This window comes from Rhodoluna sp. (assembly GCF_049276775.1).
In the GTDB taxonomy this organism is placed as follows: domain Bacteria; phylum Actinomycetota; class Actinomycetes; order Actinomycetales; family Microbacteriaceae; genus Rhodoluna.
The window spans coordinates 1-24,423 of record NZ_JBASXC010000079.1 but is presented as its reverse complement, the minus strand read 5'-3'; the positions used below and the strand labels follow the sequence as shown (position 1 = coordinate 24,423).

At 51.4% G+C, this 24,423-nt stretch carries 24 protein-coding genes and 1 tRNA gene; 11 read left to right on the top strand and 14 right to left on the bottom strand.

The genetic code is table 11. The annotated features are described in order from the left end of the window. Both WAO31_RS05385 and WAO31_RS05380 read left to right on the top strand, forming a co-directional pair. The coding region (locus WAO31_RS05385; protein ID WP_509591174.1) for a DUF933 domain-containing protein at positions 1 to 81 on the top strand (81 nt) is incomplete at its 5' end. 2 nt (positions 82 to 83) lie between these two features. Next, a complete protein-coding gene (locus tag WAO31_RS05380; RefSeq protein WP_509591172.1) occupies positions 84 to 554 on the top strand; it encodes an SRPBCC family protein in 471 nt (156 codons plus the stop codon). 22 nt (positions 555 to 576) lie between these two features. Here WAO31_RS05380 and cysE read toward each other — a convergent pair whose 3' ends face one another. The 3 genes from cysE to WAO31_RS05365 form a co-directional block, all read right to left on the bottom strand. Further along, positions 577 to 1,128 carry a serine O-acetyltransferase gene (gene cysE, locus WAO31_RS05375; protein ID WP_509591170.1) on the bottom strand — a complete coding sequence of 184 codons (552 nt, stop codon included), beginning with the start codon at positions 1,126 to 1,128 and terminating at the stop codon, positions 577 to 579. Between the two features lie 3 nt (positions 1,129 to 1,131). Further along, complete coding sequence (cysK, locus tag WAO31_RS05370; protein ID WP_509591167.1) at positions 1,132 to 2,067, bottom strand: cysteine synthase A; 936 nt, start codon at positions 2,065 to 2,067, stop codon at positions 1,132 to 1,134. A 121-nt stretch (positions 2,068 to 2,188) separates the two neighbouring features. Continuing rightward, positions 2,189 to 2,641 carry a GNAT family N-acetyltransferase gene (locus tag WAO31_RS05365; protein WP_509591164.1) on the bottom strand — a complete coding sequence of 151 codons (453 nt, stop codon included), beginning with the start codon at positions 2,639 to 2,641 and terminating at the stop codon, positions 2,189 to 2,191. Between the two features lie 73 nt (positions 2,642 to 2,714). Between WAO31_RS05365 and glpX the strand changes: the two genes are divergently transcribed. Next, complete coding sequence (glpX, locus tag WAO31_RS05360) at positions 2,715 to 3,695, top strand: class II fructose-bisphosphatase (protein WP_509591161.1); 981 nt, start codon at positions 2,715 to 2,717, stop codon at positions 3,693 to 3,695. Here the strand turns inward: glpX and WAO31_RS05355 are convergent. The 4 genes from WAO31_RS05355 to aroA are packed head-to-tail and all read right to left on the bottom strand — an operon-like array spanning position 3,692 to position 7,991. Continuing rightward, positions 3,692 to 4,906: an MFS transporter gene (locus WAO31_RS05355; protein ID WP_509591158.1), complete on the bottom strand. Its 1,215-nt coding sequence runs from the start codon at positions 4,904 to 4,906 to the stop codon at positions 3,692 to 3,694. The two genes, glpX and WAO31_RS05355, sit on opposite strands and share 4 nt — an antisense overlap. Then, a complete protein-coding gene (hisN, locus tag WAO31_RS05350; RefSeq protein ID WP_509591155.1) occupies positions 4,907 to 5,695 on the bottom strand; it encodes a histidinol-phosphatase in 789 nt (262 codons plus the stop codon). It lies immediately after the preceding gene. A 5-nt stretch (positions 5,696 to 5,700) separates the two neighbouring features. Continuing rightward, the gene (gene rsgA, locus WAO31_RS05345; RefSeq protein ID WP_509591153.1) at positions 5,701 to 6,741 is read right to left on the bottom strand and encodes a ribosome small subunit-dependent GTPase A; all 1,041 of its coding nucleotides are present in this window, start codon (positions 6,739 to 6,741) and stop codon (positions 5,701 to 5,703) included. After that, positions 6,711 to 7,991, bottom strand: a complete 1,281-nt coding sequence (gene aroA, locus WAO31_RS05340; protein WP_509591150.1) for a 3-phosphoshikimate 1-carboxyvinyltransferase — start codon at positions 7,989 to 7,991, stop codon at positions 6,711 to 6,713. Before aroA ends, rsgA begins: the two co-directional genes overlap by 31 nt. A gap of 103 nt (positions 7,992 to 8,094) precedes the next feature. Here aroA and WAO31_RS05335 point away from each other — a divergent pair, with 103 nt between their 5' ends. Then, complete coding sequence (locus WAO31_RS05335) at positions 8,095 to 8,700, top strand: sigma-70 family RNA polymerase sigma factor (protein WP_509591148.1); 606 nt, start codon at positions 8,095 to 8,097, stop codon at positions 8,698 to 8,700. Continuing rightward, positions 8,700 to 8,939: a zf-HC2 domain-containing protein gene (locus WAO31_RS05330; protein ID WP_509591146.1), complete on the top strand. Its 240-nt coding sequence runs from the start codon at positions 8,700 to 8,702 to the stop codon at positions 8,937 to 8,939. Before WAO31_RS05335 ends, WAO31_RS05330 begins: the two co-directional genes overlap by 1 nt. Here WAO31_RS05330 and WAO31_RS05325 read toward each other — a convergent pair. From WAO31_RS05325 to WAO31_RS05300, 6 genes are all read right to left on the bottom strand, one after another. Continuing rightward, positions 8,936 to 9,550 carry a GDSL-type esterase/lipase family protein gene (locus WAO31_RS05325; RefSeq protein WP_509591143.1) on the bottom strand — a complete coding sequence of 205 codons (615 nt, stop codon included), beginning with the start codon at positions 9,548 to 9,550 and terminating at the stop codon, positions 8,936 to 8,938. The genes WAO31_RS05330 and WAO31_RS05325 overlap by 4 nt on opposite strands. 4 nt (positions 9,551 to 9,554) lie before the next feature. Beyond that, positions 9,555 to 13,226 carry a multifunctional oxoglutarate decarboxylase/oxoglutarate dehydrogenase thiamine pyrophosphate-binding subunit/dihydrolipoyllysine-residue succinyltransferase subunit gene (locus WAO31_RS05320; RefSeq protein ID WP_509591141.1) on the bottom strand — a complete coding sequence of 1,224 codons (3,672 nt, stop codon included), beginning with the start codon at positions 13,224 to 13,226 and terminating at the stop codon, positions 9,555 to 9,557. A 130-nt stretch (positions 13,227 to 13,356) separates the two neighbouring features. Further along, positions 13,357 to 14,442: an NADH:flavin oxidoreductase/NADH oxidase gene (locus tag WAO31_RS05315; protein ID WP_509591138.1), complete on the bottom strand. Its 1,086-nt coding sequence runs from the start codon at positions 14,440 to 14,442 to the stop codon at positions 13,357 to 13,359. Further along, positions 14,426 to 15,637, bottom strand: a complete 1,212-nt coding sequence (locus WAO31_RS05310) for an MFS transporter (RefSeq protein ID WP_509591135.1) — start codon at positions 15,635 to 15,637, stop codon at positions 14,426 to 14,428. The genes WAO31_RS05315 and WAO31_RS05310 overlap by 17 nt, the downstream gene beginning before the upstream one ends. Before the next feature lie 99 nt (positions 15,638 to 15,736). After that, positions 15,737 to 16,948 carry a homoserine O-acetyltransferase MetX gene (metX, locus tag WAO31_RS05305; RefSeq protein ID WP_509591133.1) on the bottom strand — a complete coding sequence of 404 codons (1,212 nt, stop codon included), beginning with the start codon at positions 16,946 to 16,948 and terminating at the stop codon, positions 15,737 to 15,739. 20 nt (positions 16,949 to 16,968) lie between these two features. Then, positions 16,969 to 18,159 carry a M20 metallopeptidase family protein gene (locus WAO31_RS05300; RefSeq protein WP_509591131.1) on the bottom strand — a complete coding sequence of 397 codons (1,191 nt, stop codon included), beginning with the start codon at positions 18,157 to 18,159 and terminating at the stop codon, positions 16,969 to 16,971. 40 nt (positions 18,160 to 18,199) lie between these two features. Here WAO31_RS05300 and WAO31_RS05295 point away from each other — a divergent pair, with 40 nt between their 5' ends. From WAO31_RS05295 to WAO31_RS05285, 3 genes are read left to right on the top strand one after another with little or no spacing between them, the layout of a single operon-like run. Further along, entirely contained in the window at positions 18,200 to 18,844 is a 645-nt protein-coding gene (locus WAO31_RS05295; protein WP_509591129.1) for a uracil-DNA glycosylase, read from the top strand. A gap of 8 nt (positions 18,845 to 18,852) precedes the next feature. After that, positions 18,853 to 19,434, top strand: a complete 582-nt coding sequence (locus WAO31_RS05290; protein ID WP_509591127.1) for a GNAT family N-acetyltransferase — start codon at positions 18,853 to 18,855, stop codon at positions 19,432 to 19,434. 13 nt (positions 19,435 to 19,447) lie between these two features. Continuing rightward, on the top strand, positions 19,448 to 21,487 hold the full coding sequence (locus WAO31_RS05285; RefSeq protein ID WP_509591124.1) for a S8 family serine peptidase: 2,040 nt from the start codon (positions 19,448 to 19,450) through the stop codon (positions 21,485 to 21,487). 56 nt (positions 21,488 to 21,543) lie between these two features. On the opposite strand, the gene WAO31_RS05280 is transcribed toward WAO31_RS05285, so the two are convergent. Then, positions 21,544 to 21,630: transfer RNA gene (locus WAO31_RS05280), tRNA-Leu, on the bottom strand. A 100-nt stretch (positions 21,631 to 21,730) separates the two neighbouring features. On the opposite strand from WAO31_RS05280, the gene WAO31_RS05275 reads away from it, so the two are divergent. Genes WAO31_RS05275 through WAO31_RS05265 form a run of 3 tightly spaced genes read left to right on the top strand, consistent with a single transcriptional unit; the run spans position 21,731 to position 24,239 of the window. Beyond that, positions 21,731 to 22,831, top strand: a complete 1,101-nt coding sequence (locus WAO31_RS05275) for a TadA family conjugal transfer-associated ATPase (protein ID WP_509591122.1) — start codon at positions 21,731 to 21,733, stop codon at positions 22,829 to 22,831. Beyond that, on the top strand, positions 22,828 to 23,589 hold the full coding sequence (locus WAO31_RS05270; protein ID WP_509591119.1) for a type II secretion system F family protein: 762 nt from the start codon (positions 22,828 to 22,830) through the stop codon (positions 23,587 to 23,589). Before WAO31_RS05275 ends, WAO31_RS05270 begins: the two co-directional genes overlap by 4 nt. Beyond that, a complete protein-coding gene (locus WAO31_RS05265) occupies positions 23,586 to 24,239 on the top strand; it encodes a type II secretion system F family protein (RefSeq protein ID WP_509591117.1) in 654 nt (217 codons plus the stop codon). Before WAO31_RS05270 ends, WAO31_RS05265 begins: the two co-directional genes overlap by 4 nt. The last annotated feature ends 184 nt before the right edge of the window (positions 24,240 to 24,423 follow it).

Here is a 24,423-nt window from a genome sequence, read left to right as displayed (position 1 = left end):
GCCAAGGGCAAGGTTCGCATGGAAGGTAAGGACTACGTCATGCAAGATGGCGACGTAGTGGAGTTTAGATTTAACGTATAACCGTGCAGCCACTTTATTTTGTTGAACGAAAGTTTTCGTACCCGGTCCAGAGATTGTGGCGGGCTTGGACCAACGCCGAAGAGCTCGAGAATTGGTATTGCCCGATCTATCTCAACGTCATCCCAGGCTCAGCACTAAGTGAGCCAGTTGTAGGGGGCAGATGGGCAATAGCGGTCGATGTCTTTGCCAACGGGTTCAATGCTTACTTCTGGGGAACTTATAAAGAAGTACAAGAAAACAAAAAATTAGTTCATGAGCTTTGCTACTCCCAAGACGAGCTGGAGTTTGCTCTTCGTGAAACACAAGCCGAAGCACACCTTATTGAGGTGGAATTCACCGAACTGGACAACTCTTGCAACGTCAGGTTCTCCCAGTTTGGTGAGATGGACCAGGAGCAGTCCGAGGCCTCAAAAGAGGGCATAGAAAGCTACTTTGACAACCTGGAGACTTTCCTCAGTTCAAAGCCGAGCTAGTTTCCCGCTGTATCTAAAAGTCTCAGATCACATACTCCTGAGCAACCCAATGCCCTGAGACAGCTGCTTTCTTGCTTAATATCTTCCCAATTTCTCCAACAACAGTTGAGCCAGCCGGTATATCTTTTGTAACAACCGTGTTGGCTCCGATGTAACAGTTGTCTCCAATTGTGATGAGACCAATTATCTTGGCTCCGGCTCCAATGACGACGTGTGAGCCAATAATGGGGTGTCGATCAATTGCAGAGTTTTCCTTACCTCCAAGCGTGACCCCGTGATACATCAATACGTCATCACCAATAACGGCAGTTTCTCCAATAACCACGCCCATGCCATGGTCGATAACAAATCTCTTGCCGATGGTGGCTCCCGGGTGAATCTCGATGCCGGTTAGAAACCTTGCCCAGTTAGAAAACATCCGGGACAGAATCCTTCGCTTGGCTTTCCATAGACGGTGTGATACCCGGTGCATCCAGATCGCGTGAAGGCCAGGCGAGGTTAGAAATAGCTCTAACTTGCCGTTTGTGGCGGGGTCTCTTGCAATACCGGCTTTTAGATCTTCATTGAATGACAAGGTTTAGTTTTCTTCCCTGAGGTCGGCATACAAAACGGTGGATAGGTATCTCTCACCAAAGGATGGAATGATAACGACAATCTTTTTGCCCTTGAACTCTTTTCGCTTAGCTACCTTGGCGGCAGCCCATAGGGCGGCACCTGAAGAAAGCCCAGCGAGAATTCCCTCTTCAACTCCGGCGCGGCGAGCGTAAGCAATTGCTTCATCGCTTGGGACGTCGATGACTTCGTCGTAAACACTTCGGTCCAAAATTGGGGGAATGAAGTTAGCTCCAATTCCCTGCAACGGATGGGAAGCTGGGGAGCCACCGGTTAGTAGTGGCGAAGACGCAGGCTCAACCGCGAAGACTTTGATCTCCGGGTTTAGCTCTTTGAGGCGCTGCCCGGTTCCGGTAATTGTTCCACCGGTTCCAACTCCAGCAATCAGTGCTGCGACCTCACCGTCGGTGTCTTCCCAGATTTCCCTGGCGGTTGTCCGACGGTGAATTTCTGGATTCGCTTCATTTTCAAACTGTCGAACCAAAATGCCACCGGTTTCCTTGGCAACTTCTTCTGACTTTGAAACGGCTCCGGTCATGCCTTCGGTTCCCGGGGTCAAAATCAATGTTGCCCCAAAGGCGCGAAGCAGCACTCTTCGCTCAACACTGACCGATTCCGGCATGGTCAGAATTGCTTTGTATCCGCGGGCTGCGGCAACCATGGCGATTGCAATTCCGGTGTTCCCACTGGTTGCCTCAATAATGGTGTCGCCGGGTTTCAGTTGGCCTGATTTTTCGGCGGCATCGATAATGGCAATACCGAGGCGGTCCTTCACTGTTGAGGTGGGGTTATAAAACTCAAGTTTGGCAAGGACTTCAGCGCCGGCGCCGTCCATGATCTTGTTTAGGCGAACCAGAGGGGTGTTGCCATAAATCTGGGTTATGTCGTCGTAGATTTTCATTGGATTGCTTGTCCTACCTGCTCTTCATTTTGGAACCTTTTGGGCGCCTTGGAAAGTGAACAAGAAAAACCCCAAACAAATGCCCAAAAAATGGGGCTTTTTTAAAGATGGTTCCAGGCGGCTAGTTCAGCTGGAACCTCAGTCGGTGCTTGCCGGGGCCAAAGCAGTCAGGAATCAAGGCCACCTGAACAAACCCAAAGCTTTCCAAAAGGCCCTGCATGGCCTCATTACTTGGCGAAGTTAGGCAAGAAACTGCCACCAGATAGGGGCTCCTCGAGAGCTCAACAAAAAACCTATCCATTAGGGCCTGTCCGATGCCCTGGCCCCGGTGAGTGGTTGTAATGGCAAGGCTAAGAAGCTCCCATTCGTTTGAGCTCACTTTCTCGTGCTGGAGCATGCCAACCACCTTTTGGTTGGCGGTTGCAACAAACATGGCCTGCTCTTGGACTCCGGTTGCAATTTCGCCGTGGGGAGCAGGCTCCAGGTCGGGATTGCCGGCCGGGAAACATTCGGCATCCAGTGCCAGTAGGTCCTCAAGATCGGATTCGGTAGCAACCCTAATTTCAATTTCCATTGCTAAAGATTAGCAAGCGGGTTCCCTCGGTGAGCTTTAGATAAAGACTCCTACAACTGGTTAGGGTGAAGGTATGACAGAGTCCGAGAGCCCAGTCCAACACCCCGATCGAAACCTGGCCCTGGAGCTAGTTCGAGCAACTGAAGCCGCAGCCATCCGCGCTTACCCATTTATTGGTAAGGGAGATAAGAACGCCGCCGACAAGGCTGCCGTTGACGCCATGCGAGCGTTTTTAGGCACCGTGAACTTTGAGGGCTTGGTCGTTATTGGCGAAGGAGAAAAAGATAACGCCCCGATGCTTTTCAACGGCGAAGTAGTTGGAGCGGGCAACGGTCCAAAGTGTGACATCGCGGTGGATCCAATTGATGGAACCAGCCTTACTGCTGCCGGTCGCCAAAATGCCCTCTCGGTGATTGCGGTTTCGGACCGTGGAACCATGCTTGATGCGTCATCGATTTTTTATATGAACAAACTTGTCACCGGGCAAGCCGGGGTTGGGGTTTGCGATATAAGAAAACCAATCGGTGAAAACATTAGGGCACTAGCCAAGGCCATGAAGAAACCAGTTTCTGAAATTGTGGTGGCTGTCTTGGATCGACCTCGTCACGAAGATCTGATTCGTGAAATTCGCGAGGCGGGAGCCGGAACCAGGTTGTTACTCGATGGCGACGTTGCAGCGTCAATTCACGCCGCAAGCTACGGCTCGAGAATCGACATGTGCATTGGAATCGGTGGCTCTCCCGAGGGCGTTGTCACAGCTTGTGCGATCACCGCAATGGGTGGCCTCATGCAGGGAATGTTGATGCCGCGTGATGAAGCCGAGAAGCTGAGCGGTATCGAATCGGGTCTGAAGATGGAGCATGTCTATGAGGCCAACGAGTTGGTTCGAAGCGAAAACACATTTTTTATTGCAACCGGAGTCACCGACGGAGGACTTCTCCAGGGCGTAAGACGAAAGGGCCCTATCATCCGCACCGAGTCAATAGTTATTCGCGGTCGTAGCGGAACCACTCGTCGAATTGTTGCCGACCATCACGCTTCCAGGTGGGTTTAGGAGCGCTGCTCTAGCTCTTCGTCGATTGTCTTCTGACGGGCTATGACTCTCCCGGCAAGCATCGCCGGAATTGCAGTTAGGAACAAAAACCAGAGTGAGCTAGTCCAGTTCCCGGTTAGGTCGTGCAAAACACCAATCACTAAAGGCCCCGTGGCTGCTGCGAGATAACCAAAACCTTGGGCAAAGCCCGAGATTCGAAGCAGGGTCTCTTGGGACTTAGTGCGAATGTTGAATAGAGCAAGATTCAGTGGGAAAAGGATCGGACCAAGACCTGCAAGTAATACCCAGGCCCAGGACCACCAGCCTGGCAAGAAGATGAGTCCTCCGTACCCGATGAAAAATAAGATGCCGCTCAGGTAAATAAGGGGTGCCTGATTTGGATAACGAACCGCCAGCACCGGCATTGAAAGAGCCGCTGGGATCCCCATCGCGGCGTAGAGCGCTAGCAAAATTCCTGCTTCGGCAGGTGTTGAAGCAGACTCGTCCATCAAGATCTGTGGCAGCCAGGCAAAAATGGCGTAGCCATTTAGAGACGAGACTGCCCAGATGACCACCATCGCCATCGCGGTTGGGGATTTCCAAATTTTCACGTGACGGACACTTATCGGAATGGTTAGCGCCTGAGTGACAACCGGCTCTTCGACCTTATTTTGCCTGAGTGCAAAAAGCCAGGGTATCGAAGCGATAAGGGCCACTACCGCCCATTGGCCGAGAGAAACTCGCCAGCCGGCAGCCTCCGCAACCGGAACCGCGATCAGCGGGGGAGAGAACGCTCCAATCGAAACAATCACCAGATATAAACCGGTCATCGATCCGATTCGGTCCGGGAAATATTTTCTAACCACTACTGGCAAAAGTACATTTCCCATGCCCATACCAACAAGGGCCAGCATGGTGCCCGCGCTTAGCAGACTCCAATCGCCAGAAACCGCTCGAATCACACTGCCCAACGCGATTGTGGCAAGCAGTGTTAGAAGCGCAGCTTCTAGACCAATTCGCCTTGTAATAATCGGTGCGATTAGTCCACTGAGTGCAAAGCCAAGCGGCGGGAGCATTCCAAGAAACGAAACCGCGAGATTGGAAAGCTCAAAGTCGTCGCGAATGAAGGGAATGATTGGCGATAGAGATGAAACCGCGGTGCGCACATTTAGCGCAACCAGCAGCATTCCTGCAAGCGCAAGCAATCTTCCGGTCAATGGTCTTATTTTCAACTAACTCGCCGTTCTAAACAGGTCTTGAACTTTTGAGTGCAGCAAGGAGTTGGTGGCCAAAACGCTCGAGCTTTGCTCGGTGAGCGGACCCTGCAGATCGGAAATGTAACCACCGGCTTGTTCGATGATCGGAACCAAAGCCGCTATGTCGTAAATCTTTAGATCGTGCTCCGCCACAATATCAACCGATCCCTCGGCAAGCAACATGTAGCTCCAAAAGTCTCCGTAGGCCCTGGTGCGCCAAACGGTTTCAGAAAGCTGTATAAGTTGCGGCATGAATTCACTTTTTTGCCACAGCTGTAAGTTGTTGTAGCTCAAAGAGGAGTCCTCAAGCTTTGAAATCCCCGATACGCGAAGCTTTCTTGCCTCACCGGTAATGGATTTTGTGAAGGCGCCAGTTCCAGGAGCTGCCCACCACCTAGCCCCCATGGCAGGGGCTGAAACTACCGAGACGCTTGGTTTTCCGTCGATACTCAGGGCAATCAGAGTGGCCCACACCGGTACACCTCTGACAAAGTTGGCGGTCCCATCGATTGGGTCGATAATCCACTTCCTGGAAGCTTCTCCGCTGGAACCAAACTCCTCGCCAACTATGGCGTCATCGGGGCGGCTTAGGGCAAGAAGCTCAATCAGAGCCTTCTCAACCGATTTGTCGGCGTCTGTGACGGGGGATAGATCGGGCTTGGTCTCGACGTTTAGATCCAGGGCTCGAAACCTGGGTAGCGAAATCTGATCAGCCGCGTCGGCTAGCTCAAGTGCTAGAGCAAGGTCTTGATCAAATGTGAACACGCCTACTAACTTAGCGAAGTCATGAGCCTTCGAAGCGAGTCAACTCTCGAAGCTGCCTGAGGACCGAGGACACCAGATTCAATTGCGTCATCCAATGCACAATCCGGTGAGTCGGCTAGATGGGTGCAACCCCTGGGGCAAGAGCGAATGGTCTCCCAAAGATCTTCAAATGACCTAAGTAGGTTCTTGGGGTCAATGTGACCCAGGCCGAATGATCTAATTCCGGGGGTGTCAATAATCCACCCGTTTTCTAGCTTTATGGCGCGAACCGAGGTCGAGGTGTGACGTCCACGACCGGTAACCTCGTTGACAACCCCAACCGCACGATTGGCAAGCGGAGCTATTGCGTTCACAAGAGTTGATTTACCAACGCCCGAGTGACCGACCAGCACCGTCACTTCTTGAGCTAAAAGTTCATTCAGTTTCCCAAGCTCAAATTCGTCAGACCTGGTTTCGACAACTGGAATGCTAAGTCCTGCAAAGCTTGACAAAAATTCGCTCGGATCTTGAAGGTCAGTCTTGGTGACGCAAATTATTGGTTTTAGTCCGGCGTCAAGGGCTGCCGCCAAATAGCGATCGACGAGTCTGGTTCGAGGTTCTGGATTTGCCGCAGCGATTACGATCATTAGCTGGGTGGCGTTTGCAACAATTACCCGCTCCACCTGATCGCTGTCGTCGGCACTTCTTCGAAGCAAAGTGGTCCTCGGTTCAATTCGAACAATCCTTGCAAGGCCGCCATCAACGCCCGAGGTATCTCCGGTTAGAGCTACCACGTCGCCAACCGCGGGCCCATCTTTTCTAAGCTCTTTGGCAAGGGTGGCATTGACCTGAATGTCCTTATCCTGAAGCAGCACCTGGTAGCGGTTTTTATCCACTCCAACCAGTAGGCCCAAAACGGCGTCCTCGTGCTCGGGCCTTATCTTGGTGCGCGGTTTATTGCCCTTGGGGTTTGGCCGAACCCGGATATCTGACTCGTCAAGATCGTGCTCACCCGGTTCTGGTTCGTAGAGCCAGCTCAAGAAGAACCCTCCAGCATCTTCTCCCACAAAGCCACAAACTGTGGAATGGTCTTGGAAGTAGCGTTTATGTCCTCAATTTCAATTCCTGGAACCTTCAGTCCAATGATGGCTCCAGCTGTTGCCATCCGATGATCCTCGTAGGTTCTCCATAATCCGCCGCGAAGAGAAGCGGGGTTTATCACCATGCCGTCGGCGGTTTCGGTGGCTTCACCTCCGATTGAATTAATTTCGTTCACCAGAGCACTTAATCTGTCAGTCTCGTGACCTCGAAGGTGCGCTACGCCACGGATGGTCGTTTGCGAATCGGCTAGAGTTGCCAGTGCGGCAATCACCGGGGTGAGTTCCCCGCCGGTCGAAAGATCGATGTCAATCCCGGTTATTTTTCCAGATCCGGTAATTACCAGATCGCTACCGATTCGATCTATCTTGGCCCCCATGCGCTGCAAGATTCCGTCGAAGTCGTTACCGACTTGCGTGGTACTCGTTGGCCAGTTGGCTATTGTGACTTTTCCACCAGCAACCATTGCGGCTGCCAAAAAAGGACCGGCGTTTGAAAGGTCGGGTTCAATTCGTACCTCTCCGCCTGAGATTTCTCCCGGCTCAACGCGCCAACTAGCGGGCCCGGTCTTTTTTGCGCTCACGCCTCTTTTTTGCAATACGTCGATTGTCATGTCGATGTGGGGCATGGAGGGTAAGTGCTCGCCAACGTGAGTGACGGTTAGACCGTTTTGGAATCGGGCGCCAACCAGCAACAGTCCGGAAACAAATTGCGAAGATGCCGAAGCATCTATTTCTATTTCGCCACCTTCCACCTCACCGGTTCCAAGTATCGAAAAAGGTAAGCGATCTCCGCTAACGCTTACCCCAAGAGCTCGAAGCGAATCGATGGTTGTTTTCATCGGACGCTTTCTGGCAGCAAGGTCTCCATCGAAATCAATTTGGCCCTTGGCAAGGGCCGCAAGGGCCGGAACAAATCGCATGACGGTTCCAGCAAGGCCGCAATCTATACTCGCCGGACCGTTGAGCGTGCCTGGAGTCACCATAAGCGATTGCTCTGACTCTTCTATCTGGGTTCCAAGTTCACGGAGAGCTTGGATCATGAGGGTGGAGTCTCTAGATTGCAGGTGGCCCAAAAGCTTGGTGGGCTCTTTGGCTAGGGCCGAAAGAACCAGCTCACGGTTGTTCAGAGACTTGGAGCCGGGGAGACCGATTGTGGCGGCAAGGGAACTTCGGGTGCTGGGAGCGAGCCAGCTTCGGGAATAGCTTTCATCAGTCATTGGTTTTAAAAGTAGCAGTTATTGAAAAAAGCTTTAGGAGTGAAAAAAGGTGGCAGGAGTGCTGGAGATACCCGTTTCGTCTGGCTTGGTAGACTCTATGCAAATGACAACCCAGCCGGAAAAAGCCACCGAGGACAAGATTCGGGACTTTGAGCAACAGGCTTTGCTTCTTATGCCTCAGCTTTACGGAGCGGCCCTTCGCTGGACCCGAAACCCATCTGATGCCGAGGATTTGGTTCAGGAGGCTATGGCCAAGGCTTTTGTGGCCTGGGCCCAGTACCAGCAGGGGACAAACTTGAAGGCCTGGCTGTATCGGATTATGACCAACACCCATATCAACAGCTACAACAAAAAGGCCAAGGACCCATCCAAGGGCGGACTGGATGATCTTGAAGATTGGCAGCTGGGTGATGCTAAATCGCTGACGGCGACCACCTCGCGCTCGGCCGAGCTCGAGGCGCTGGATAATTTACCATCTGAAATCATTCGCAAGTCATTGCTTGAAATTCCAGAGGAGTTTCGAATGGTGGTTTACTACGCAGTGGTTGATGGTTTACCCTATGCAGAGATTGCAGAGGTTATGGGAACCCCGGTTGGAACCGTCATGAGTCGGTTGCACCGCGGTAAGAAGCTCCTTCGAGCACTGCTAACGGAGTACGCCAAAGACCAAGGGTATTTGGCATCGGAATCAACAACGGAGAAAAGCTAATGGCGGAGTTTGACTGCGAAGAAACTAAGGCACTGGTTCACGAGTACCTTCACAACGAGATGCGTCCTGAGGATCAGAAGGACATCACCAGCCACTTAGCTCTGTGTGATTCCTGTGAAGAAGAGTATGACCTAGAGGTATACATCAACAAAGCAATAACTAGATCATGTGATGAGGCCCCACCCAAGGAGCTCGCCGCAAAAGTTCTCGACTATATCCGAAAGTCCCAGTTGCACTAACCCTGAGTTTCCTCAAGCCCTAACCAGGGATACCAACCTCGGTTGAGAACCAACCAAGCCATTAGACCGTATCCGGTCTGAGCCGGCATGTTTCTGGCTGACACCTCAAGTTCTGCGTTGAAGCCCTCGTGATCTACAAGCGGATGAAAAAAGTCCACAAACGGAACATTTCTTCTTCGGCAGACATCCTCATACCCTGTAGCCAGGTGTTCAATCTCGTAGTTCAAGGCCTTATCAAAACTGGGTGGAGGGCCAACAACAAATACTGAGATGTCGTTTCGCTTAGCCTCATCAATTACCGTTGCCACATTCAGTCTCGATCTGGAAACCGAAATTCCAACCGATGCGTCGGAATTTCCAAGAGCCAGAACGAGGCGGTTGTCAGTTTCCGGTCGAAACCTGCGTTGGACCTCTGCACTCCAACGCTCCATCAAGCTCGCACTGGTCTCGCCGGGCGAGGGCACGTTGTAGATATCGATAATGGGGTCTTCAACCGGAGTTCTGGCGATTACTCGACCAACCCAACCCAGGGCCTTCACGTCCCCGATAGCTGTAGTTGCCTCGTCGCCTAGAATTACGATTCGAGTTTCTAGTCTTTCTTCTGACTCCATTTAGCTACAACGCCAGGGCTCTTGCGATAACGTCCGCTTGCTCCACGGCGTGACGCTTGGCGGAACCGGTTGCGGGAGATGCGCTGGCTGGTCTTGACACCACGGTTGGAACTTGACCGTTCATGTACCTCGGTAAGAACAAACCGATGTAGGTCCAGGGTCCCTGGTTGGCTGGCTCATCCTGAACCCAGTAGAGCTCCGCGTTTGGGTATTGAGCGTAAGTTGTCTTGATCTCGTCCACGGGGGTTGGGTACAGCTGCTCGATACGAATCACAGCAATGTTGGCCCCACCGCGTTTTTCAATCTCAGCCATCAGGTCCCAGTAGATTTTTCCGGAACACAAAATAACTCTCTTAACAGTTGATTTGTCGAGTGACTGAACATCATCAATCACCGGCTGGAAGCCGCCACTTGTGAAATCCTCCACCGAAGATGAGGCTGCCTTGAGGCGGAGCATCGACTTCGGAGTAAACACAATCAAAGGTCTTCTTGGCCTCGTGAATGCTTGCCTACGCAGTAAGTGGAAATGAGAGGCCGGGGTGCTCGGCTGAACCACGGTCATGTTGTTCTCTGCGCAAAGCTGCAGAAATCTTTCTATTCGAGCGGACGAGTGGTCTGGGCCCTGTCCTTCGTATCCGTGAGGTAGCAAAAGCACAAGAGACGAGTTCTGATTCCACTTCTGTTCCGCTGAAGAAATGAATTCGTCAACTATGGTCTGAGCACCGTTTACAAAATCACCAAACTGTGCTTCCCACAAAACAAGGGCTTCTTTGTTCTCAATCGAGTACCCGTACTCAAAACCCATTGCAGCGTACTCGCTCAGAAGCGAGTCATAGATCCAGAACTTAGCCTGATCACCGCTTAGGTTTCGAAGAGGCATCCACTCCTGCCCGTTCACGCGATCGTGGAAAACGGCGTGACGCTGAACAAACGTTCCGCGTCTAGAGTCTTGGCCAGCAAGGCGCACCGGGATACCCTCGACGAGCAAGGATCCGAGAGAGATTAGCTCTCCAAAGCCCCAGTCGATTCCACCCTCGCGGCTCATTTCAACTCGTTTCGCTAGAAGCTGCTGAAGTTTCGGATGCACCTCAAAGCCTGCCGGGGTGTTGGCATGCGCGTCACCGATTAGTTCAACTACTTCTTTGCTGATAGCCGTCGGACGACTGACTTCCGGAGCATCACTCGCGGTTGTTCCAATACCAACCCTTCTTGGTATCAGCTCAATCGGAGTAGTCATTGCTGCGTGAACTTCGACAAAGGCATTTTCAAGCTTGGCCTGGAAATCAGTGTTGGCGGCCTCAAATTCCTCTTGGGTAATGTCTTCTCTACCAACCAGTGATTCGAGGTACAAAGTTCTTACCGACCTCTTGGCTTCAATGAGGTTGTACATCAGCGGCTGTGTCATCGACGGGTCATCACCCTCGTTATGTCCGCGGCGCCGGTAGCAAATTAGGTCAATAACTGCATCGTTTTTGAACTTTTGGCGGTACTCGAAGGCAATTTGTGCAACTCGGACAACTGCTTCCGGGTCATCGCCATTGACGTGAAAAATTGGTGCCTGAATTGATTTGGCGACGTCTGTTGAGTAAGGAGTTGAACGTGACTCCGAAGGCGGAGTTGTGAAACCTACCTGGTTGTTGATCACAAGGTGAATAGTTCCACCTGTTTTGTAGCCGCGCAGCTGTGCCATGTTTAGAGTTTCTGGAACCACACCCTGGCCAGCAAAAGCCGCATCTCCGTGAATCAAAACTGGAACAACCGGGAACTCGTCGCGCGGAATTGCCTCGAAGCGATCTAGCTTTGCGCGCACGATTCCCTCGAGTACCGGATTTACCGCTTCAAGGTGGGAGGGGTTAGCCGCAAGGGACACCTTAACCTGGTTACCCTCGAGGCTTTCAAACACACCTTCGGTTCCGAGGTGGTACTTCACATCTCCGGAACCCTGGACGGTTTTGATGTCGGTGTTACCTTCGAACTCTTTGAATACCTGCCCGTAGGTCTTTCCTGCAATGTTGGTGAGAACATTTAGGCGTCCGCGGTGAGCCATACCGATACAAACTTCCTCGATACCGGCGTTGGCTGCAGACTGAAGAATCTCATCCATTGCGGCAATGGCGCTCTCCCCGCCCTCGAGACTGAACCGCTTTTGACCCACGAACTTGGTCTGCAGGAAGGTTTCGAAAGCCTCCGCTTCGTTTAGCTTGGCGAGAATGCGAAGCTGCTCCTCGCGAGTTGGCTTGGCATAGGGCTTCTCAAGTTTTTCTTGGAACCACTTACGCTGGGCTGGGTCTTGGATGTGCATGTACTCGATACCGACGGTGCGGCAGTAAGAGTCTCGAAGAATTCGAAGAATCTCCCTAAACGGTGCCTTCTGCTGACCACCGAAGCCGGCGGTACGGAACGAACGGTCCAAATCCCAAAGACTGAGACCGTGGGTCAATACATCAAGGTCCGGGTGGGTGCGCTGGCGATACTCGAGCGGATCAGTATCTGCCATCAGGTGACCGCGGACGCGGTAAGCGTTTATCAGCTCTTGAATTCTGGTTGATTTCTCACGATCGTCAATGCCATCGCGTTCGAAGTCCGGAACCCAGCGAACTGGCTCATAGGGAATGCGAAGATCTGCAAAAATCTCATCGTAGAAATTGTCCTCGCCAAGTAGCAACCCGTGAACAATTTTTAGAAACTCTCCGCTTCCGGCACCTTGAATAACTCGGTGATCGTATGTCGAGGTAAGGGTGATGACCTTGCTGACTCCAAGCTTGGCTAGCTGGGCATCACTCATTCCTTGGAACTCTGCTGGGTACTCCAAGGCACCTGCGCCGACAATGCAACCCTGCCCCTTGGTAAGTCGTGGAACCGAGTGCACGGTTCCGATTCCTCCGGGGTTAGTTAGAGACACCGTTGTTCCTTGGAAATCTCCCGCGGTTAGAGTATTGGTTCGAGCTTTTCCAACAAGCTCCTCGTAAGCGGCCAGGTACTCGGCAAAGTTCAGTCTTTGAGCGCGTTTGATGTTTGGAACAAGCAACGCTCTAGATCCATCCGGTTTTGGAATATCGATTGCCAGGCCAAAGTTTATGTTGGCTGGTTGCACAACCACCGGGCGCTCATCGACTACGTCATAGTAAACGTTCTGGCTCGGAAATTTCTTTATCGCTTGGATGATGGCCCAACCGATTAGGTGGGTGAAAGAAATCTTTCCACCGCGGGTTCTCGAAAGGTGAGAATTGATAACTAAGCGATTATCAATCATTAACTTCGCCGGGAGAGCTCTAACGCTGGTAGCGGTTGGAATCTCAAGTGAGAGATCCATGTTGGTGGCTAATGACTTTGCCATCCCCTTTAGAACCGTAACCTGGTCCTGTTCGTCATCATTCGAGGCCTCAGGAACGATTGTGATCGACTCGGTGACTGGAGCCTGAGCAGGGATTGGTTGAGGCTTAGCTTCGACCCGGGTGGTTTTTGCAATCACTGGTATCGATGTGGTCAGGTCGGAAACGACCGGTGCCGGGGCTGCGGGGGTTGCATTGGGAGAAGATTGAGTGGACCGGTAGTTTTCCAGAATTGGCCACCAGGCCTTATCTACTGAATCTGGGTTCTGCTTGTACTTCTCGTACATCTCCTCGACTAGCCAGGAATTGGCTCCGTAGTCGTCTTGCGATCCTTCACCGGACAAAGAAAACCCCTTATTTGTTGGCCTGAATGACTCCTATATCTTACGCTCTGTGGGGCTTTCAGATTTGGGGGGTGCTGATTGATGGATTTTCTCAACGTTTAGGCTTTTGGCCCGAAGGCGTTCAAATTTCCTAAAGACTTGGTGCCTTGGGCCACATTCCTCGCTCGTACTGGGCTGGCCAAGAAACCTCAGCTCCCAGTTCGTGGGCTGCTCGAAGCGGCCAGTAGGGGTCTCGAAGGCTTGCTCTTCCGATCAAAATCACATCAACCTGGCCGGACTGCAGAATTGCCTCAGCCTGTTTAGGTTCTGTGATTTGACCAACTGCACTAACCGGTTGCTTGATGCGTTCTGACACATGCTTGGCAAAAGGCACCTGGTAGCCGGGTCCGCTTGGAATTTTCACTCCGGTGATTAGCCCACCGCTTGAAACATCAATTAGGTCAACGCCTCTTTCGGTTGCCCAACCGGCAACTTCTGCGGTTTGATCTGGATCCCAACCGTTGTCGGCGTAGTCCGTCGCCGAGAGCCTGAGAAACAATGGCATGGTTTCTGGAATTACATTCCTTACCGACTCGATGATCTCCATCAAAAGCCTGGCTCTGTTTTCTAGAGAGCCACCGTACTGGTCCTCTCTATCGTTGCTAATTGGAGATAGGAACTGGTGAATAAGATAGCCGTGCGCGGCGTGAATTTCCAGAGCATCGAATCCAACTTTCACAGATCTTTGTGCAGCATCCGCAAAAGCCTGAACCAATCCTTTTATCTCTTCAACGGTGAGTCTTCTCGGGGCTGCGTATTCTCCGAAGGCGACGTCGGTTGCTGAAACAGATTCCCAGCCGCCTTCGCTAATCGGCACTGTTCCAACCCCGCTCCACTCCCGGTGGACCGAAGCTTTGCGGCCAGCGTGAGCTAGCTGCATAGCAACTTTGGATCCGTGGCTGTGACAAATATCAACAATAATTTTCCAAGCAGCCGCTTGCTCGTCGTTCCAAATTCCCGTGCACCACGGAGTGATTCGACCCTCGGGTGCAACGCCGGACGCTTCGACAAAAATCAATCCAGCGCCACCGATGGCCCTAGAGCCCAGGTGTAGTTGCTGCCAAGTACCGGGCACACCGTCTTTGTTTTCGCAGGAGTACTGACACATCGGTGAGATCCAGATGCGGTTTTTTACATCGAGATCTCTAAGCTTTATCGATTCAAACAGTTTGGACATTTGTATTCCTTTTTATTATCACCAGAGTACCCAGCGCAGTGAATAGGCCCAAAACAATCCCGAGCCCGATGGCAATATTCAGCGGAACAAGCTCGGTTAGAAAACCAATTACCGCAGGACCCGCTAGCACACCCGCATAGGTGATACCAACCACCTTCGCCATGTTTCTTCCGGTGTGTGTCGACTCACCGACTTCTGCTGAGTAAGCAAAAATCTGAGGCACCACACCGGCAATTCCAATACCGGCAATAATCCAACCGAGAAGTGCAACCGGAGAAGAGGTTGAAACTACAACAACGCTGGTTCCAAGCGCTGAAATCAGTGACCCGAAGGCGATTACAAATATTCGTCCCCTTACGGCAACCACCTTGTCAATCACTAATCTTGTAAAGCCCATCGCTCCGGTGTAAACCACAAGTGCAAGCGACGCTTGCGCTTCGCTGGTTCCAAGAACCCTGGCGTGATGAAGAGTTGACCAGTCAACACCGGTACCTTCGGCTATTGCCGCGGCTGCCGCCATGGCGCCAAGAAATAATACGTAACCTAAAACTTTTCGATTTGATGTGTTGGCAGCTTTCAATCTGGCTTTCTCGAGATTAATTTTGCCGGTGTCATCAGAGCTTTCAAGTTGGTGGTTCGGGATATCTGGAAGTAGCCAAGTTCGCATCGATACCGCGATAAACAAAGTCGCGACAGCCGCAAACGAGAGTGTTGTTTGCATATCCAAGTCGTTGGCCAAAGAAATGCCACCGAGGCTTGCGCCAATTAGTCCACCGAATGACCACATGGCATGAAAAGCTGAAAAGATTGGACGCTTGTAAGCTTTTTCGACATCGACCGCATGAGCGTTCATCGCAACGTCGGTTGCACCAACGCCGATGCCTAGGAAAAACAGCGCAACTCCCAAAAGCAGGGGATTATCGGCAAGTCCTGGGAAAAACAGCATGACTCCCATGAATGTTCCCGAGGCGAAGGTGGCGGTTCTAGATCCCACTTGATCAATCAGGTTCCCAACGAGTTGGATAGCGGTTAGGGCACCGCCTCCAAAAACCAGCAACAGTAGACCAATTGCTGCGGGGGTTATTTCGAGCTTGGACTCGACAAAGGGAATGTGCACCGCCCAGAAGGTGACGGTCGCTCCGGCAATAGTAAAGTATGCGAAAACCGCAAACCTGGCTTTTTGTAAAGCTGACACCGGTAATTTCTCCCTTGGAAGTGACACTTAGCCACAACAAGTTCTAGTTTAGGTACCCATCTGAACAAACCAACCGCATCGTGCGGGTAGGTGTTTGCTCTAGCCCTTACTCGCAAGCAAGCGCTTTATAAGCTTTCCGACCTTTTCGACTTCAATCAAGAAGCCATCGTGACCGAAGCCGGATTTGATCACAAACAACTTGTTTCCAAATAAGTTGCGGGGCCCGTTATCTACAATCACCTGTTGGGAGGCCACCGGAAACAGCCGGTCGCTATCGATTCCGATTAGCAGCATTTCGGCTTGTATCTTCTGGACCGCTTTTTTGAGCGAACCTCTGGATCGAGCAATGTCGTGGGAGTTCATGGCCTCAACTAAAGTCAGGTAGCTGTTGGCATCAAATCTTCTGGTGAATTTATTGCCGTGGAAATCTAGGTAGCTTTCGACAGCGAAGCGTCCACCGTCCCCAAATGGGTTCACCTTGGATTGCCAAGATCTTTCAAAACGAACGTTAAGCTCTTCGGGGGAGCGGTAGTTCAGCAGCGCCATCCTTCTAGCAAGTGCCAAACCTCGATAGGGACCCTTACCCGCGGCCGCGTCGTAGTAGTCGCCATCGTTGAATGCGGGGTCCGCCTTGATGGCTTCAAGCTGAACGGAGTTCAATGCAATCTGATCGGCGTTTGAAAAGGCAGGTGCTGCAAGCACCGCAATTTTCTCGACCTTATCCGGATACTCAATTGCCCACTCGAGTACCTGCATGCCACCCATTGATCCGCCGACGATAGCCTTCCAACGCTTTATCCCAAGTTGCTTTGATAACTCAACTTGAGCTGTAACCTGATCGCGAATTGTTAGGTAAGGAAATTTAGCTCCGTACTCCTTGCCTTTTTTATCGAGGGAGGTCGGACCGGTTGAGCCCTGGCAACCGCCGAGCATATTGGGAGATACAACGAAGTATTTATTTGTATCTATCGCTGCCCCCGGGCCGATCAAACCGTTCCACCATCCGGCGGTCGGGTGGGCTTTCGAAGGTTTGCCAAATGCGTGCGAGTCTCCGGTTAGTGCATGTAGAACCAATAGGGCATTTGAGCGATCGGCGTTTAGTTCTCCCCAGCTTTCGTAGGCAATCTTTACCGAGTTGAGCTTTTTGCCACTTTCTAACTTGATGTCAAATGAAGAGGTGAACTTTCGGTCTCCAACCGGGTCACCGTCTCGCCATGCGCCAGATGCCGGTGGCTTACCGATGAGCTTTCTGGCCATCTCGTCAGTGATGAATTCGGACGGTGTGCTGTCGCCAGATACTTGAAATTCCATGATTGAAAAAAGCCTACTGGCTAGCTCAGAGCGTCGATAGCTAGACGGGCAAGCAGTGCAGCACCATCACTCAACACTGCATCGTCGAAGACTGCCCTGTTGGAGTGATTGGTCGCGGCCTTGGTGTGATCGACTCCAGGCGGACAGGCTCCCATGAATACAAATGCTCCGGGAACCTCTCTCAGGATGGAAGCGAAGTCTTCGCCTCCGGCAATTGGGGTCGGCAAGTTCAAATACCTCCCCGGTCCAAACAACTCCTCGGTTATCTTTTCAACCGACTGGATTGCTACTGGGTCATTTAGTAAAACCTTTGTGGCTCTGGTGAATTCAACGGTTGCTGTCAATCCAAAACCCTCGGCTATTGAGGTAACCAGTTCCTGGGTGTATTGCTTCAGCTTTTCGGCGCTTTCTTCAGAGAACACTCGAACCGTTGCGCCAAAAGAAGCCGTTTCGGGAATCACGTTGGTGGTCGCCGGATCTCCCGCACGAACCCAACCGATATTTACTATCACCGGATCAAAGGCATTGAATCTTTTTGTGATCATGGTCGGCACTGCCGACATGATCTCATTCAGCACACTTATTGGATCTTTGGATAACCAGGGCATTGAGCCGTGACCTCCGCTACCGGAAACTGTCACCAGTAGATCCCCGGCAGAAGCCATCAGTGCTCCAGCTCGGGAACCCATCATGCCAAGCGGGTAGGAGCTAAAAACGTGTAGGCCGTAAGCGCGAATTGGTTTTTTACCTGAAACCATAAGGGCATCTTCTTCAATCATTACGTCGGCGCCGTGGTGTCCCTCCTCGCCGGGTTGGAACAAGATGATCACATTGCCGTTTATCTCGGATTTGCGAGAGGCCAAAATCTTGGCAGCCCCAACCCCCATAGCCATATGCAGATCATGTCCGCAGGCGTGCATGAAGCCATTTACCGATGCGTATTCCAGATCGGTGTCTTCAATAACCGCCAGAGCGTCCATGTCGGCCCGAAGCAAAACGGTTGGACCATCGCCGTCACCTTTTATATGAAGCACCGCAGAGGAAATTGACTTACCCAGTGTGATTTCACCAAGTCCCGTTATTTGCTCGAGAATCACCTCAAGTGTCTTTGGAAGCTCAAGCCCAAACTCGGGATTCTTATGCAGCTTCCTTCTAAGGTTCCTAAGCTCGGGCTGCATCTGATGGGCTTGTTCAAGGATTGACTGGCTCATGCATTCATTGTGCCATCGGTTGAAGCCTTACTCTTTAAGGATGTTGTTTGGCTCAATGCACCAGTCTTGGCAGACACTGCTTTCTCCAGCGCTGGAATTGCTAGCGGATATTGAAAATCAGCTCAATTTGGCTTCGGACATCACCCCCGAAATGTCGCTTGTGATGCGTGCATTCGAAAAGCCACTGGACTCGGTAAAGGTACTTCTTATTGGGCAAGATCCTTACCCCACCCAAGGCGTTGCCTGCGGTCTGGCTTTTGCTGTCTCACCGGGGCAAAAACATCCCCAGAGCCTAAAAAACCTCATGAGGGAGCTCGCTACCGACATACCCGAAGCTAGTAATCTCGGTGAATTATCGGCTTGGAGCGCACAAGGGGTGATGCTCCTAAATTCTGCCCTCACAACGAAAATCGGTAATCCAGGGGCCCACTCCAAGATCTGGGCTGAGTTCACCTCTTTAGTGGTCAAAGCTTTAGATAAAGAACTTGCCGGAAAGCTGGTTTGTCTGAGCCTCGGGGAGCACGCCAAAAAGATAGCCAAGGACATTGTTCTTGGATCAGTTATCCAGGCCATTCACCCGAGCCCCCTGTCTGCCAGTCGGGGCTTTTTCGGGTCCCGTGTTTACTCGAGGACAAATAAGTCTCTCGGGGAGCGTGGGATTGGCCCGATAGATTGGTCCTGTTAGGAGTTCAATTGGGCCTAGATTCATCATCTCGCTGGAGACTAATTAGGCGCTTTCGTGCTCGCGGTTTTCGCGAGGACACCGATCGCCCGCTGAGTGTGAATCTTAGAGACGCCGAGGCTACTGACTGTTTCGCCATCACCGAGATTTACAACTTCTATATTGAAAACTCAGTTGTCACTTTTGACGAGCAGACAATGACGCTCGCTCAGTGGAAAGACAAGCTTGAGTACCTGGTTAAGCAAAATCTTCCCTTTATCGTTGCGACAAGCGACGGGGGAGAAATACTTGGCTTTGCTTACGTTGCACCATGGAGACAAAAGTCGGCTTATCGGACAACGGTTGAGGACAGCATTTACCTGCGACCTGCGGCGACCGGCAAGCGCATCGGCACCAAGCTATTGGAAGAGCTCTTAACCCGGTGCAAAGCTGCCGGAGTCAAAGAAGTTGTTGCCGTGATTTCAGACAGTGGAGCGGAATCCTCGGTGCGTCTGCACGAACAGTTTGGCTTTAGTAGGCAAGGTCATCTGGGCAAAGTTGGATATAAGTTTGAGCGTTGGCTGGGAACAATCCTGATGCAGAAAAGCCTCTGATAAGTTGACTGTAATGAATACAAAGCGGATTTATGTGACTTTAGCGCTGGCCGCTTTGTTGGTAAGCGGGCTTACTCCTGCAGCATCCGCCAGCTCCAAAATCGAGCTGCCAATCAACTCGGGGACAGTTTCGGGCGTGATTATTCAGTATGCAGAAGGTGTATCCCCGATAGCTAAGAACGGTGAGCCTACCGGGGCTAACTTATTGCGCGGACAAATCACCAGCGAAGATTTAGGTGGCGGGCTGTACGCTCTAAATTTTGAAGATGAATTAGAAAAAGAAACCGTACGTAACTGGGTCAAGCGTATGGTGCTCGATCGAAGAATTGCTTGGGCAGATTTAAACCTAAATGTAACTCAAGCATCTCTAGCGCCGCAGAGCTTTATTGCTCCGCCAGTAGCGAAGGCTAGGCCAGCCTCCGGGCCAAGATCACTGGCCGCAAGAGCCGCCGTTAGGTCAAGTGCTCCAGACCAGGCCCGAATTCGTCTTAGCTGGAGAGCACCAGCGAACCGCTACGGGGCACAAGTTGTTGGCTACCGCGTTTTATATTCCTCGAACAACGGACGTAGCTTCCGGGTTCTCGTCAGTGACACAGGTAGCAGTGAGACGAGGCTGTTTGTGAGTGAAGGAATAAGAGCTGGCGTGAGCTACCGCTTTAGAGTTCGTGCCATCACAAACGATGGGTCTGGCAAGAATACTGTTGGAAAAATCTCAAACACTGTTTCTGCGATTGTTAGAACAGCTCCCAAGCCCGTTGTCATAACTTCGGGAACCATGGTTGGACCCGGATCGGTGTCTTATCTTGGACAGTCCCTTTCTGACCGGGGTGGCTTCACGAAAAAGCGATTGCGCTATCGCGCCATTGCAACCGCTGCCAATATCGAGTCGGTTGAAACATCGCTGTGTAGCGCAACTAGGTGCCGATTCCCAGATCTGATTCCTGAAACCCCCTACACCGTGGAAGTTTTTGCCACTAACTCTCTCGGCTCTTCAAGTTCAAACGATGTCGTATCCGTGAATGATTTTTACTTTCCCGTGCAGTGGTATCTCAATGGCCAAAATGGAATCTCGGCGTCATCAGCCTGGAGGTACTCAACCGGTGATCGCTCGAAAGTGGTTGCTGTTATTGATACCGGAATCAAAGAGCACCCGCAAATAGAAAAGGCGCTAACCAGAAACACCGACGGAACTATCTACGGTTACGACTTCGTGTCTGACATCGCCAGCGCTGGCGACGGCGACGGTGAGGACCCTAACCCGAACGATGAGGGAGGTGACGCGTCTGGTTACAATAGCTACCACGGAACTCAAGTGGCGGGAATTATCGCCGCAGAGCACGATTTTGTTGGAACCGCAGGTATCGCTCCAAACGTAAAGATTTTGCCAATTCGGGCACTTGGTATAGACGGCGGAACAGTCGCCGATCTTCTGAAAGCAATTAACTGGGCAGCCGGAGTATCAATAAGTGGTATTCCAAAAAATAGGTACCCAGTCTCAGTAATAAATCTTTCACTCGGAGCCAGAGAAGCCGTACCCTGCACCAGTGGATACGCAAGCGTTTTTGAAACCGCAGCCTCTAAAGGAATCACCGTCGTTGTCGCGGCTGGAAACGAAAGTAGACCTTCACTTTCCTTCCCGGCAAACTGCCCGAGTGTTATAGCAGTTGTTGCCACGCAATCGCTCGGTGATCGCGCATCCTATTCAAACTTTGGGCCGGAGGTATTACTCTCAGCACCCGGCGGTGAATTCTCAATTGGTTCAACCGAATCCCCCGAGTCTCGCGGAGGAATCATTTCCTCTTGGGTTGACGCATCTAACTTGCCAGATTATCGACTCTCCGAAGGAACCAGCATGGCAACCCCGGTGGTTTCGGGAATTGTGGCCTTGATGTATTCGATGCAACCGATTATCAAACCAGAAAAGGTTCGATCAATCCTGGAAAACTCAGTTAAACCGTTTGCCCCTGGATCCAACTGTTCCATAAGTGTCGGCTGCGGTTCAGGGATTGTTAATGCTCAGTTAGCGTTAGCCAGAACCAGTGCGCTCAGGTGATACATGGCAAACAACAAGGATTAAAAAAGACCCGCATGGTGCGGGTCTTTTTTCTTTGGTGCGGAAGGTGGGACTTGAACCCACACGTCCTTTCGAACGCTGGAACCTAAATCCAGTGCGTCTGCCAATTTCGCCACTTCCGCGTTCCTCGAATAGTCTAGCCAATTCTGGCTGTGGATAAACACGCCTGACTTGACTCCGAATTCGACAAACTTAGCAAACTGAAATGCATTTGGGAGTCAAGTGTCTGAACTGGTCATTGCCCTATCCAAGAGGGCTAGAAAGCGCATCGTGGATGGTGGGCTAGAGCTAGACCGAGCACTCGATCAGGTGCTAGATGAAGCCATGGAGTCCGAACTTGCTGGGAGCTCAGCCCGCCAAGAAGCCAGCCTTAGACAGGAGATAACTGAGCAGTTGGCCGCCTTCGGTCCTCTCCAACCGCTTCTGGACGACGATGAGATTGAGGAGATCTGGGTCAACACAAACTCGGAGGTTTTCGTGGCAATAGCAGGGATAAGCAAGCGGCTCGATCTGAAGATCGAACAGGAGTTATTGCAAACCTTAGTTGAAAAAATGCTCCGAAACACAGGTCGCAGACTCGATCGTTCGGCGCCCTTTGTTGACGCCTCGCTTCCTGATGGCTCGAGGCTGCACGTTGTTATTCCAGACATCACGAAAAAATACTGGAGCGTCAACATTCGGAAGTTCCCGACCAGGGTCTACTCACTTCAAAACTTGGTTGGCTTTGGCTCCCTTTCGATTCAGCAGGCGAGGTTTCTAAGTGACCAGGTTCGCGCGGGTAAAAACATTTTGGTTTCAGGTGCTACTCAGGCGGGTAAAACCACAATGCTCTGTGCCCTTCTTGATGAGGTTGCTAGAAGCGCTCGAGTGATAAGCGTTGAGGAAACTTTTGAGATCAGGGTAGAAGGAAGTGACTGGGTTGCGATGCAGACCAGGCAACCAAACCTTGAAGGGGTTGGGGAAATTTCTTTGCGCCGGCTCGTTAAGGAAGCACTTAGGATGCGACCCGGGCTAATAGTTGTGGGAGAGGTTAGAGAAGCTGAGAGCTTTGACCTTCTGATTGCATTGAACTCTGGCCTTCCAGGGCTCTGTACCATTCATGCCAACTCGGCCAAAGACGCAATCGCTAAGTTGTGCACCCTGCCGCTTCTTGCCGGATCAAACATCACCTCGGAGTTTGTGAACCCCACGGTTGGAGCGTGTATCGATCTAGTGATTCACTGCCGAATGCTGCCAAATGGGAAAAGGACAGTTGAACAGATTGCCACGGTCGCATGGGATTTTGATGCGGAGCGGATTCAAATAACTGAGGTGAAATTTTGAAATGGCTTCGCCAGCAGCTGGAAGCTGCGGGATTTTCCAGATTTAGCCCAATCCAAGTAATCATTTTTAGTTTGGGTGCTTCGGTTGCAATTTCGAGCTGGGTTCAACTCAGCTTCGCAGTTGTAGGTCTTAGCCTGTTCGCTTTTTTGGCGGTAATCGGTTTTGCGATTGAGGCTCTGAGGATTGCCGCAGCAACCCGGTCTGAACAGCTCGCCAAACTTTGGCCAGAAGTGATTGATTCTTTACAGACGGCATCAAGCAGTGGGATTGGGATAATCGACTCTCTCGATGAAATTGCTAGATTTGGCCCTGACCGCCTAAGGCCGGCTTTTACAGAGTTGGTTGAGCGAATTGATAAAGGTTCTGGAACCGATAGTTCCCTCGATTGGCTGAAGGCTCAGTTTGGTCAACCGCAGGCTGACCGACTGATTGAACTCATCAGGGTGGTTCAAAATTCTGGTGGCGTGGGCTATCTAGATTCACTGAAAGATCTGTCGGTTCGAACCAGAGCAGAAATTGCACTTTGGGGTGAGCTTGAATCTAAACAGGGTTGGGTGACAGGAACTGCAAAGCTTGCGATTGTTTCACCTTGGATTATTGTTGCCACCCTTTCGTCGAGACCTGAAAACGTAGCCATCTATAACACGACCGATGGAATAACTATTTTGGTTTTCGGTCTGGTGGTTTCTCTAGTTGCCTATCGGATGGTGACCTTGATGGGTTCACTCACTAAACCCCAGAGGGTTTTCACAAAATGAACATCGAGTATTTACTCGCGGTGGTTTTTGGCGTTGGGGTATCTGGATTAGTTGCCTCATTTGTTCAGGTTCCGGTTGCAAGCCTTGCTAGAAGGGTCCAAGCTCCGGGTGAAGGTCATCAGAGCGCGACCAACCGATTCTCCAAAAGAAATCTTGGAGAGCTTTTTAGTCAGAGACTTTCTATGGCAAACAGGGCCAAGTTCAGTAGAGCGCTATTTGAACTTCCCGAAATTGTCGATCTTTTGGTGGTGCACCTGAGAGCTGGTGACGGAATTTATAGAAGCTTCGCTTGCGTTGTTCCAAGGTGTGAGGGGGAACTTGCCAAGGAACTTACCAGGGTGCTTAGGGCTGTCCAATTTGGGGCGGCCTTCGGAGCTGAAATCAAGACGGTAGCAATCGCACTTCCTCAGGCTCAGATTATCGAATTCACCAATAAGGTTGCGATGTCTTTAGAGAGGGGAACCCCACTAGCCCAGCTACTGAGTGAGCTAGGTGCCAGTACAAGGGCGGAGATTAGAAATACGTTGCTTCGCCAGGCCGGTAAGAACGAGACCAGAATGCTCATTCCACTGGTGTTTTTGATATTGCCTATAACAGTTCTCTTTGCCATTTACCCGAGTCTTGAGTTGCTGAATTTTGGGTTCATCTAAAAAAAGGAGAAGAAAATGAAAAGTAAATTATTTGTTGATGAAACTGGAGACGTTCCGGGTTGGGCTGTAATTGTTATAGGCATATGACAGTTTTGCGACGTCGTTAGGTCGTTCGACCGCAGACGGTGCCCCTACATCGCACTACCTAAGGGGTAGTGGGGGAGAAGCGGTGGGTCGTGCGATT